Genomic DNA, 11,203 nt, shown 5'->3' with positions numbered 1-11,203 from the left:
GCGAGGTGCCGAGTGTTGGGGCAAGAGCCCTTTTGGTTACTTTTGGGGCTCTTTTCCAAAAGTGACCCGCCGTAAGGGCGGAACCAATACCCGCCATCACCCAAATAACGGATATACACCCAACCCACCCCAATCAAACCCACCCCAACCAACTCCAGTAAGTCACCGCAAACACCAACATCAACAAATAACCAACAAGCGTCACCAAAACCCCCACCTTGGCAAACTGCCGCGCCGTAAACGTCCCCGTCCCCAGGCACACCATATTCTGCGGCGCATTGATCGGCAGAATAAACCCATAGCTCATCACAAACCCCAACAGCATCGTCATCCCCAGCCGACTGAACTCCCCCGGCAACGTCTGCAACACCGCAATCAAAATCGGCAGCAGCGCCGAGGTCAACGCCGTGGCACTGGCAAACCCCAAATGAATCACAATCAAAAACGCCCCCAGAATCGCAAACACCCCCAGCGGCCCAACCTGATCCAACCCCGTGTGCGCCACCACCGCAGCCCCCAACCACTGCCCCGCCTGGGTGGTCAACAGCGCCGTACCCAGGCTGATACCCACCCCAAACACAATCACCGTGCCCCACGGAATCCGCGACTGCACATCCTTCCAGGTCATCACGCCGATACCCGGCAGCAACAACAACACCAACCCCGCGTACGTGGTCGAGGTGGTGTCAAAACTGTGCAAACGCCCTTCCGTGGCCCAGGCCAGCAGCAACATCACCGACACCGTCAACAGGCGCTTTTGCGGGCCTGTCATCGGCCCGATATCTACCAGCGATTGCGCCACCGCCTCCTTGCCACCGGGAATGCTGTCGGTCTCCGGCGGCAGCAACTTGAGCACCAGGAACAGCAACACCGCCGACATGATCAACGCCCACGGCGCCCCCGCGATCAGCCAGTCGATCCACGACACGCGCTGGCCGAGCATCTTGTCCATGAAGCCGACGGTCAGCAGGTTCTGCGCGGCGGCGGTCTGGATGCCGACGTTCCAGATGCTGGTGCCTTGGGCCACCACGATCATGATGCCGGCGGCGATGTTCGAGCGCTTGTCCACGCCGAACGCGGCGATCACGCCCATCATGATCGGCACCACGCAGGCACTGCGCGCCGTGGCGCTGGGCACCACCAGGCTGAGCAAAATAGTCACCGCAATTGCCCCCAGCAGGATGCGCCGGGTGCTGGTGCCGACGCGGCTCAGGGTGACCAGGGCGATGCGTCGGTCCAGGCCGGTGTGGGTCATGGCGGCGGCGATAAACAATGCGCCCGCCACTAGCGCCAGCGCCGGGTTGGAGAAACCGGTGAGCGCCATGCTGATGGCCGGGCTGCTGCCGATCAAATGGGTAGGGTCTTGCAGCGACGGTGCCGTGCCGAGCAGAAAGGCCATCAGCGACGTGATCATGATCGCGCTGGCTTCGTACGATACCGCTTCGGTGATCCACACCACCACGGCAAACGCGAGGATCGCCAGCATGCGGTGCCCGGCCACCGGCAAGTCGGCGGGCAGCGGCAACAGCAGCACCCCGGTCATCACCAGCACGGCGACCACCAGGCCCAGGGGTAATTTGAAGGATGCCGCGCTCATGGGGTGCTCCAAGGCTCTAAATCAGAGCCTTGGAGCATGGGGCAAAACCACCTGCGGCGTGTTGACCTAGGCCAACAACTGACTCAACACGGCGCGCAACTTGCCAGGCTCAGTTCCGGCGCCCTGCCCTGCAGGGCCAGCAACGCGTCGGCCGGGAGCCTTACCCGTGAAGCGTCAGGCACGGGCAAAGGCCACGGCTTTTTCGAACTGTTCAGGGGTCGGGCGCACGCCGGTGTAGAGCACAAATTGCTCCAGGGCCTGGATGGCGATCACTTCCAACCCGGTAATCACCCGTTTCCCCTTGGAGCGACCACGCAGGATAAGCGGTGTTTCGGCGGGGATCGCCACCACATCGAATACCGTTTCGGCACAATCCACCGCTTCAGCGTCGAATGCCAACGCATCGGCCTCAGCCCCGCCAGTCATGCCAATGGGCGTCACGTTGATCAGCATCTGCGGGCGCAGGTCACCCAGTTCGGCCAACCACTCGTACCCCAGGTTCTGCGCCAGGGCCCGGCCTGCGGTTTCGTTGCGCGCCACAATCACGCCATTGGCATAGCCGCCATCCCGCAAGGCACTGGCCACAGCCTTGGCCATGCCGCCGCTACCGCGCAGGGCGAAGGTCGATTCCTTGGGCACTGCGTGCTTTTTCAGCAACTGTTCGATGGCGATGTAATCGGTGTTGTAGGCCTTGAGATGCCCGTCGGTGTTGACGATGGTGTTCAGGGAGTCGATGGCCTGAACCGAATCGTCGAGTTCGTCCACTAAGGCAATGGCAGCTTCCTTGAACGGCATGGAAACCCCGCAACCCCGCACGCCCAACGCGCGGATACCACCGATCGCGCCGGGCAAGTCCTGGCTGCTGAAGGCTTTATAGTAGAAGTTCAGACCCAGCTGTTCGTACAGGTGGTTATGAAACCGCAGGCCGAAATTCCCGGGGCGCGCCGACAGAGACATGCACAGTTGGGTGTCCTTGTTGGGGTGCATCTGCATGGGTAACTCCTTTGAGTAAGCAATTGGGTACAGACCTTACACAACCTTTACCTAGCGGCTGTGCTGTTTTTCAGAAATACGTTGTCTTAAAAGTATCCCCGCGACATTACTTGAGTCTATTGATTGCAGACCACAAGCGCTGGGGCTAACCGAGGAATGACCATGATTCGTACAATCCCCAAGATCGCCTTGCTGGTTGGCGCACTCGCGATGGCAGGCCAAGCCTCCGCCCACGGTGGTGGTTGGGGTGGCCCGGCCGTGTTGGGTGCTTTAGTCGGTGCAGCCGTCGTGGGCTCCGTGGTTGCCAGCCAGCCGCGTGAGGTCTACGTGCAGCAGCCGGTGTATGTGCAACCGCAGCCGGTATATGCCGCGCCGCCGCCGGTCTACTACGCACCGCCGCCACCGGTGTATGTGCAGCAACAGGTGTATTACCGCCCGGCACCGGTCTACTACGGCCCACCGCGTGGCTATTACGGTCCACCGCGCGGCTACTACGGCCCTCCTCACGGCTATTACGGCCGCGGCTGGTAACCGAATCGTCTGAAACAGGCCTCGCAGAATTGCGGGGCCTTTTTTTGTCTGAAAAGTCCGGATTCAGGGCGTCAAGGTCGCTCTGAGGACAATGCCCGGCGCGAAATCGCACATCATCGAAGCCAATGTCTACTTGCCCAATCGGGCCTCGCGCTGTCATGTTTGTGTCACAACTTACTTCCACTATCGATCCTGTCCACCCAATAACAACAAGGACGACTGACCATGCCCACGCAAAACCCGCACCGCACCGCTGGCCTTTGTACGTCCAGCAAGGTCTACAGCGCCCTCACCGAACTCAAGCACCTGGAAGGCCACCGTAGCGCTAAATTCCTTGCGCTGCTGGCGGAAAACCTGGTGCGCAAGGGCCTGCTCAGTGAACAGGAAGTGGTGAACATGCTCGATCAAGTGGTGGACTGACGCCTCGCGTCGATGACGACTATCGAGACGGGTGATTTTTGCTACGCCAGCCTGCCCCGTACAGTGACCCCATAGCGATTGGAGGTCCTTATGCCCACTATTCAGATCATGTCCGTCATCGGCAGCGCCGTTCCCGCCCCGCTTCGCAAGCTGGGTTTGCTCGCCTGCTGGTACCTGGTACGCGACGGCGAAGCTATTAGCGGTCCTTTCAAGAGCAGCCGAGAAGCAGCGGCAAGCCTCAAGCTCGAAGCTTGAAGCTGCTTTTTAGGGCAACGGCAGCTTGACTCGCGGCTTGCTTTCCACAAACAACGCCCAGCTGGACATGAACAACGCCGCCACCAGCGGCCCGATCACAAAGCCGTTCAAGCCAAACACCGACAAACCGCCCAGGGTCGAGATCAGGATCAGGTAATCCGGCATCTTGGTGTCCTTGCCCACCAGAATCGGGCGCAGCACGTTGTCCACCAGGCCGATCACAAACACCCCAAACAGCGCCAGCACCACGCCTTGCCAGATGGCGCCGCTCAACAGGAAGTAGGCGGCCACCGGCCCCCACACAATCCCCGCACCCACCGCTGGCAACAGCGACAGAAACGCCATCAGCACCGCCCAGAGCAATGCACTGGGAATATCCAGGAACCAGAAGATAAGCCCGCCGAGCGCACCCTGTGTCACGGCCACCAGCACATTGCCCTTGACCGTGGCCCGCACCACACGATTGAACTTGAGCTGCAACCGGCGCTTCTGCGGCTCGGCCAACGGCACCGCCGTGCGCACCTTGCGCACCAGCTCCGGGCCGTCGCGCAGCAGGAAATACAGCAGGTACAGCATGATGAAAAAGCTCACCAGGAAATCAAACGTGCCCTGGCCAAAGCTGAACGCCTGGGTGGCAAAGAACTGGCTACCCTGCATCGCGCTCTTGACGATCTTCTCGCGCAAGCCTTCCAGGTTGCCCATACCGAAACGGTCCAGCAGGTGCTGGAAGTACGGCGGCAACACATTCTTGAACTGCTCGATATACCCCGCCACGTCCAGCTTGCCGCTTTCGATGTTCTTGTAAAGCGTCGCGCCTTCCTGCACCAACAGGGCACTGGTAATGATCACCGGCAAGATCGCGATGATCAGGCAAGCACTCAAGGTGGCCAGGGAAGTTAGGTTGCGGTTCCAGCCAAAACGCTGCTGCAGGCGCCGCTGCATCGGGGCAAAGATGATGCCGAGGATCACCGCCCAGAACACCGCGCCGTAGAACGGCAGCAATATCCAGATAAACGCGATGGTCACCAGGCCCAGCAGTAACAGCAAGGTCTTGAATTGCAGGTTGGTTTGATTCATGTCCGGTCCATGTCAGAAAAGCAGAGGTCCCTTGTAGGCCCTGTTGCTTAGTCCGCAGCGAAACCTGGGAGTGCCCTCGGTTATTGAACAAGCATAGACCCGCCCACAGCGCGTGGATCGACACCATCGTGCAATGTCCGCTGCCCCTGCCCCGTGATGAGATTGGCGTGCACTTGCGACACTCCATCACGCTCCCACCGGGGCTCTGTCGAACAGAGAGGCCATCATGCTTTTACACATGTCCACCTGGGCTGAAATCGAGCAATTTCTTGAACGCAGCCGCACCATCGTGATTCCCATCGGCTCCAACGAGCAGCACGGGCCCATTGGCCTGTTGGGCACCGATTGGATGTGTCCGCAGATCATTGCCCACCAGGCGCAGGAAACGGCGGATATCCTGATCGCCCCCACGTTCAATATCGGCATGGCCCAGCATCACCTGGGCTTTGCCGGCACCATCACGCTGCGCCCATCGACGTTTATCGCGGCCATCGAGGACTGGGTGCTTTCCCTGGTTGCCCACGGCTTCGAGAAGATCCTCTTTCTCAATGGCCATGGCGGCAACATTGCCTCGATCGAAGCGGCCTTTTCGCAACTGTATGCCCGCGCCAGTTTCGCCAGGCAACCCGCCGGGTTCGCCTTGAAACTGAGCAACTGGTGGGACCTGGAAGGCGTTGGCGCACTGGCCAACCGACAGTTCCCCACCGGCCACGGGATCCACGCCACGCCGTCGGAGATTGCGGTGACTCAATGGGCCTACCCGGACGCGATCAAATCGGCGGCCTATTCGCCGCAAATCGCCAATTCCGGACCGATTCGCGAGGCCCATGACTTCCGCGCACGCTTCCCGGACGGCCGCATGGGCTCGGACCCAGGCCAGGCAACACCGGAAAAAGGCGGTGAGTTGGTCAGGCTGGCGGCCGAAAGCCTGGTGCGCGAACTGGAGGCATTCAGCCATGAATCAACACCGCTCGGCCCCGTCAGCGCCTCGACTAACAACTGCTAACACCGCCTAACTGGTGGCCAACGCGGCCAGGCATCACTCTTGAATCTCACCACCGTCAGCATTCAAGAGGGATGCAACCATGACCGAAGGGTATCGCGGCAATTGCCTGTGCAAGGTGGGCCGTCTCGGCAATGAGAGGCTGTGCACATTGATGGTGCATGTGCTCAACGGTGACCGAGGCGCCGTGCGGCGACTCTCGGGCAACGTCTCACCGTTGTTGGTGGCTTTTTATGAGGGCCAGGCACAGGCCGGGCGCATTCGCCATGAAAACATCCAGTACCTGGTACGTGAAGCCTTCCTGGCCGTGCTGGAAAATGCCGCAGGCTACGACGCTGCCACGCCGTTCCGAGCCTGGTTGCTGGAGATCGCCCGTACGACGCTGTTGGGATATCTGCCGTCCACCAACGTCACCCCTCTGCTGAATTCGCCATCTATCCAGTGGGCAATTTGACTTTCCCACTGCCGTCGATTCTTCCCAGGAAATGCCCATGCTGAGCATCGAAAAAATTCTGTATTCCGGCCACACCGCTACCACAGGCGGTCGAGAGGGCGCAGGGCGTAGCGAGGATGGCCGGCTGGATATCAAGCTCTCCCCGCCCGGTGCTCCGGGGAGCGGCACCAACCCCGAGCAACTGTTTGCGGTGTGCTGGTCAGCGTCACTCCTGGCCGCGCTGCGCCATGCCTGCAATGCCCGCAAAATCCTGTTTCCGGCCACGGCGGCGATTGATGCCCAGGTCGAACTGCTACACGGCGCACAGGGGTTTTTCTTGCAGGCACACCTCAGCGTTTCGTTGCCCGAGATAGAACCCGAGGTAGCCCGGCAATTGATTGAAGCGGCCCACCAGAACTGCCCCTACTCCAAAGCCACACGCCGCAACATCGACGTCAGCTTCACCCTGAACTGAGGGTCAGTGACTCGATACCTACGTGCAATCGCGGTGCCCTGAGGGGTCTGGTTTGATGCTCCCTGACACAACAATCAGAAGCAAGGGGACTTGAGCATGAAAAAACTGACGACAGCCGCCGGCGCACCCGTGGTCGACAACAACCATTCGCAAACCGCCGGCCCCCGCGGCCCCGTGTTGTTACAGGACGTCTGGCTGCTGGAAAAACTGGCGCACTTCGACCGTGAAGTCATCCCCGAGCGCCGCATGCACGCCAAGGGCTCCGGCGCGTTCGGCCGGTTTACCGTCACCCAGGACATCACCCGCTTCACCAAGGCCGACCTGTTTTCCCACGTGGGCAAGACCACGGATGTCTTCGTGCGTTTTTCTACCGTGGCCGGCGAGCGCGGCGCCGCCGATGCCGAGCGGGACATCCGTGGTTTCGCCATCAAGTTCTACACCGAGCAAGGCAACTGGGACCTGGTGGGCAACAACACCCCGGTGTTTTTCCTGCGCGACCCGTTGAAATTTCCCGACCTCAACCACGCCGTCAAACGTGACCCGCGCACCCACATGCGCAGCGCGCGCAACAACTGGGATTTCTGGACCCTGCTGCCCGAAGCCCTGCACCAAGTGACGATTGTGATGAGCGACCGAGGGTTGCCGCAGTCCTATCGGCACATGCATGGGTTTGGCAGCCACACCTTCAGCTTTATCAGCCCGGCCAACGAGCGCTTCTGGGTGAAATTCACCTGGAAAACCGCGCAAGGCATCCACAACCTCACCGACGAGCAGGCCTGCCAAGTGGTCGGCGACGACCGTGAAAGCGCCCAGCGCGACCTGTACACCAGCATCGAAGAAGGCCGCTTCCCGCAATGGACGCTCCACGTGCAAATCATGCCGGAGGCGGATGCCGGCACTTATGCGATCAACCCTTTCGACCTGACCAAAGTCTGGCCGCATCAGGATTATCCGCTGATCGAAGTGGGCGTCCTGGAGCTCAATCGCAACCCCGACAACTACTTCGCCGACGTCGAACAAGCCGCTTTCAATCCCGCCAACGTGGTGCCGGGCATCAGCTTTTCGCCGGATAAGATGCTGCAGGCGCGCCTGTTCGCCTATGGCGATGCGCAGCGCTACCGCGTCGGCGTGAACCACCATCAGATCCCGGTGAACGCCCCGCGTTGCCCGGTCAACAGCTACCACCGCGACGGGCAGATGCGCACCGACGGCAATGCCGGCAGCACCCTCGGCTACGAACCCAACAGCCACGCGCAATGGGTGGAGCAACCGGACTTTCGCGAGCCACCGCTGGCCCTGCAAGGCAGCGCTGCGCACTGGAACCATCGGGAAGACACGGACTATTTTTCCCAACCCGGCGCCCTGTTCCGCTTGATGAGCGCCACCCAGCAACAGGCCTTGTTCGACAACACCGCGCGTTCCATCCAGGGCGCCAGCCCCCAGGCCAAAGCGCGCCACATCCAGCACTGCACGCAAGCCGATCCTGCCTACGGCGCGGGTGTTGCCCGCGCCATCGAACTCTTAGGGTGAGCCAGATGGACCATATCGATCACATTATGATTGTCGACGACGATCGTGAGATCCGCGAACTCGTCGGCAATTACCTGAAGAAAAACGGCTTGCGTACCACGGTGGCCTCGGACGGTCGGCAAATGCGCACCTTGCTCGATGCCACGGCGGTGGACCTGATCGTGCTCGACATCATGATGCCGGGCGACGATGGGCTGGTGCTGTGCCGCGAGCTGCGCGCGGGCAAACACAAAGCCACGCCGATCCTGATGCTGACCGCACGCAACGACGAAACCGACCGCATCATCGGCCTGGAAATGGGCGCCGATGATTACCTGGTCAAACCCTTCGCCGCCCGCGAGCTGCTGGCGCGCATCAACGCCGTATTGCGCCGCACTCGCTCGCTGCCGCCCAACCTGATCGTCAGCGAGGCCAGCCGCCTGGTGGCCTTCGGCAAATGGCGGCTGGATACCACCGCACGCCACCTGATGGACGCCCAGGGCACCATCGTCAACCTGAGCGGCGGCGAATACCGCCTGTTGCGGGTCTTTGTCGACCACCCCCAGCGTGTACTGAGCCGCGATCAATTGCTCAATCTCACCCAGGGCCGCGATGCCGACCTGTTCGACCGCTCCATCGACTTGCTGGTCAGCCGCCTGCGCCAGCGCCTGCTGGATGACGCGCGCGACCCGGCGTACGTCAAGACGGTGCGCAGCGAAGGTTATGTATTCACCTACCCGGTGGAAATCCTCGGAGAAGCGTCATGAAACGGCTGCGCTGGCCGCGCTCCCTGGCCTCACGCCTGACGCTGATCTTTTTGACCAGCCTGGTAATTGCCCACGGGCTGTCCTTCGGGCTGCAGTTTTATGAGCGTTATCAGAGCGCGATGTCACTGATGCTGGGCAACTTCGAACAGGACATCAGCACCTCGGTGGCCATGCTCGAACGCCTGCCCGCCGAAGAGCGGCGAGCCTGGCTGCCGCGCTTCGAACATGCCACCTATCGCTACCAACTGGATGAAGGCCAGCCTGGCCAGCCGATGGACATGGCCACCGCGCCCGCCTCGGTGCACTCGATGGTGGCCACCCTGGGCCAGGACTACAGCCTGACTTTCAATACCATCCCCGACAAACGCCCGCATTATCAGGCGCACTTGCGCCTGCACGATGGCACGCCACTGAGCATTGATGTGCGCCCACAAGTCTCACCGCTGTCACCCTGGCTGCCGCTGTTACTGGGGGTGCAGCTATTGCTGCTGCTCGGCTGCACCCTGCTGGCCGTGCGCACCGCGATTGAGCCGCTGACGCGCCTGGCCAATGCGGTCGACCGCCTGGACCCAAACGGCGGCGGCGCGCGCCTGGATGAGAACGGCCCCACCGAGGTGGCCTACGCGGCCGTGGCCTTCAATACCCTGCAGGAACGCATCGCCACCCACATCAAGGAACGCATGCAACTGCTCGCGGCTATTTCCCACGACCTGCAAACCCCGATCACGCGCATGAAACTGCGTGCCGAGCTCATGGAGGAGTCGGTGGAGCGGGAAAAACTCTGGAATGACCTCAGTGAAATGCAGCACCTGGTCCAGGAAGGCGTGGCCTACGCACGCAGCATGGACGGCACCGTCGAGGCCAGTCGCCGGGTCGACCTGCACTCGTTTCTAGACAGCCTGGTGTTCGACTATCAGGACGTCGGCAAACAGGTGGTGCTCACCGCGCCCACCGGCACCGTGATCGACACCCGCCCCCACGCACTGCGCCGGGTGCTGGTGAACCTGGTGGACAACGCGTTGAAGTTCGGCAGCGACGTCACGGTCAACGTCGAGCAGCACGCCGACGCGCATCTGTCGATCCAGATCCTTGACCGTGGCCCCGGCATTCCCGAGGCGCAACTGCCCGACGTGGTCAAGCCGTTCTATCGCGTCGAAAGCTCACGCAACCGCACCACCGGCGGCACCGGGCTGGGCCTGGCCATCGCGCAGCAACTGGCGCACAGCCTGCAAGGCGGCCTGACCCTGTATAACCGCGAGGGCGGTGGGTTGTGCGCGCAGTTGCTGCTGCCTCGCTGCCAGTCACCCATGCCGTCAGTCGCGGACTAGAAAGTCGCGCGGTGAAACGCCGATCGCGCGGCGAAACATCGCACTGAAGGCACTGGCGCTCACATAGCCCAGCTCCTGGGCGATCCGGCCGATGGGCTCGCCATTCTCCAGTCGTTCCAGGGCACAGGCCAGACGCACCTGCTGCACCCACTGGCGGTAGGTCAAGCCGGTCTCCTTGAGAAACAAGCGGATCAGCGTGCGTGAACTGGCGCCGACCTGGTCGGCCCAATACGCCACCGTGTGGGTTTGCCCAGGTGTTTCAAGTATCGCGCGGCACACCATCAGCAGTCGGCGGTCGACCGGCCACGGGATCTGCAACGGCAAGGTGCGCGCGGCGGCCAGTTCGCTGAGAATCAGCGCCACCACGTGGCTATTGCGGCCTTCCAGTTCGTACTCGATCGGCTCATTGGCCAGCACCAGAATCAGCTCACGCAACAGCAGCGAAACATCGACGATCCGGCACCGGTCACCGAAACCGGCGGCCGCGTCGGCCTGGATATAGATCGAGCGCATCTGCACCGGCGTCAGCATCAGTTGATCGTGTTCTTCTTCGGCGGGAATCCACAGTGCTCGTTTGGGTGGCAAGAACCACAGGCTGCCCTGGGCAACGGCGCGCATCACCCCACTGACCGCATACAGCAACTGGCCGTGGCGGTGGGTGTGCGGCGCGTTATAGGCGCCGGCCGCCTGGTTGCGCACAAGGGCCATGAGCACACGGGGCACGTCCTGGTAATCCAGGTAGTCCTCGCTGCGTCCATTGAGTTCGACGGGTTTACCGACGGCGCGGGCATCTTGCTTCATGGTGGGCTCATCGT

At 61.7% G+C, this 11,203-nt stretch carries 13 protein-coding genes; 9 read left to right on the top strand and 4 right to left on the bottom strand.

Going from position 1 to position 11,203, the window contains the following annotated elements; translation table 11 throughout:
- Positions 1-133: 133 nt before the first annotated feature.
- Together CI807_RS17345 and CI807_RS17340 are read right to left on the bottom strand one after the other, a co-directional pair.
- Positions 134-1,597, bottom strand: a complete 1,464-nt coding sequence (locus CI807_RS17345; protein WP_095015496.1) for a DASS family sodium-coupled anion symporter — start codon at positions 1,595-1,597, stop codon at positions 134-136.
- A gap of 174 nt (positions 1,598-1,771) precedes the next feature.
- Entirely contained in the window at positions 1,772-2,590 is an 819-nt protein-coding gene (locus CI807_RS17340; protein WP_095015495.1) for a shikimate 5-dehydrogenase, read from the bottom strand.
- Positions 2,591-2,746: 156 nt separating this feature from the next.
- On the opposite strand from CI807_RS17340, the gene CI807_RS17335 reads away from it, so the two are divergent.
- The 3 genes from CI807_RS17335 (at position 2,747) to CI807_RS31450 (ending at position 3,796) form a co-directional block, all read left to right on the top strand.
- Entirely contained in the window at positions 2,747-3,121 is a 375-nt protein-coding gene (locus CI807_RS17335) for a hypothetical protein (protein ID WP_016980060.1), read from the top strand.
- Between the two features lie 225 nt (positions 3,122-3,346).
- On the top strand, positions 3,347-3,541 hold the full coding sequence (locus CI807_RS17330; RefSeq protein WP_010211349.1) for a hypothetical protein: 195 nt from the start codon (positions 3,347-3,349) through the stop codon (positions 3,539-3,541).
- Between the two features lie 90 nt (positions 3,542-3,631).
- A complete protein-coding gene (locus CI807_RS31450) occupies positions 3,632-3,796 on the top strand; it encodes a hypothetical protein (RefSeq protein ID WP_016980059.1) in 165 nt (54 codons plus the stop codon).
- Positions 3,797-3,805: 9 nt separating this feature from the next.
- Here CI807_RS31450 and CI807_RS17325 read toward each other — a convergent pair whose 3' ends face one another.
- A complete protein-coding gene (locus tag CI807_RS17325; RefSeq protein WP_010211353.1) occupies positions 3,806-4,873 on the bottom strand; it encodes an AI-2E family transporter in 1,068 nt (355 codons plus the stop codon).
- Positions 4,874-5,099: 226 nt separating this feature from the next.
- On the opposite strand from CI807_RS17325, the gene CI807_RS17320 reads away from it, so the two are divergent.
- The 6 genes from CI807_RS17320 (at position 5,100) to CI807_RS17295 (ending at position 10,388) form a co-directional block, all read left to right on the top strand.
- Positions 5,100-5,879, top strand: coding sequence for a creatininase family protein (locus CI807_RS17320; RefSeq protein ID WP_095015494.1), 780 nt, complete (start codon positions 5,100-5,102; stop codon positions 5,877-5,879).
- A 79-nt stretch (positions 5,880-5,958) separates the two neighbouring features.
- Positions 5,959-6,330, top strand: coding sequence for an RNA polymerase subunit sigma-24 (locus CI807_RS17315; RefSeq protein ID WP_095015493.1), 372 nt, complete (start codon positions 5,959-5,961; stop codon positions 6,328-6,330).
- A 37-nt stretch (positions 6,331-6,367) separates the two neighbouring features.
- Positions 6,368-6,784 carry an Ohr family peroxiredoxin gene (locus CI807_RS17310; RefSeq protein WP_095015492.1) on the top strand — a complete coding sequence of 139 codons (417 nt, stop codon included), beginning with the start codon at positions 6,368-6,370 and terminating at the stop codon, positions 6,782-6,784.
- Positions 6,785-6,880: 96 nt separating this feature from the next.
- Entirely contained in the window at positions 6,881-8,314 is a 1,434-nt protein-coding gene (locus CI807_RS17305; protein WP_095015491.1) for a catalase, read from the top strand.
- A 5-nt stretch (positions 8,315-8,319) separates the two neighbouring features.
- A complete protein-coding gene (locus CI807_RS17300; RefSeq protein WP_095017572.1) occupies positions 8,320-9,060 on the top strand; it encodes a response regulator in 741 nt (246 codons plus the stop codon).
- Positions 9,057-10,388 (top strand): HAMP domain-containing sensor histidine kinase, encoded by a 1,332-nt coding sequence (locus CI807_RS17295; RefSeq protein WP_095015490.1) that lies wholly within the window; start codon positions 9,057-9,059, stop codon positions 10,386-10,388. The genes CI807_RS17300 and CI807_RS17295 overlap by 4 nt, the downstream gene beginning before the upstream one ends.
- Here CI807_RS17295 and CI807_RS17290 read toward each other — a convergent pair.
- Positions 10,374-11,189 (bottom strand): helix-turn-helix transcriptional regulator, encoded by an 816-nt coding sequence (locus tag CI807_RS17290; RefSeq protein WP_095015489.1) that lies wholly within the window; start codon positions 11,187-11,189, stop codon positions 10,374-10,376. The genes CI807_RS17295 and CI807_RS17290 overlap by 15 nt on opposite strands.
- Between the last annotated feature and the right edge of the window lie 14 nt (positions 11,190-11,203).

Origin of the sequence: Pseudomonas sp. NS1(2017) (assembly GCF_002269425.1) — a bacterium.
Classification (GTDB): Bacteria; Pseudomonadota; Gammaproteobacteria; order Pseudomonadales; family Pseudomonadaceae; genus Aquipseudomonas; species Aquipseudomonas reactans.
The sequence above is the reverse complement of the archived record's forward strand: the minus strand, read 5'-3'. Positions and strand labels throughout refer to the sequence as shown.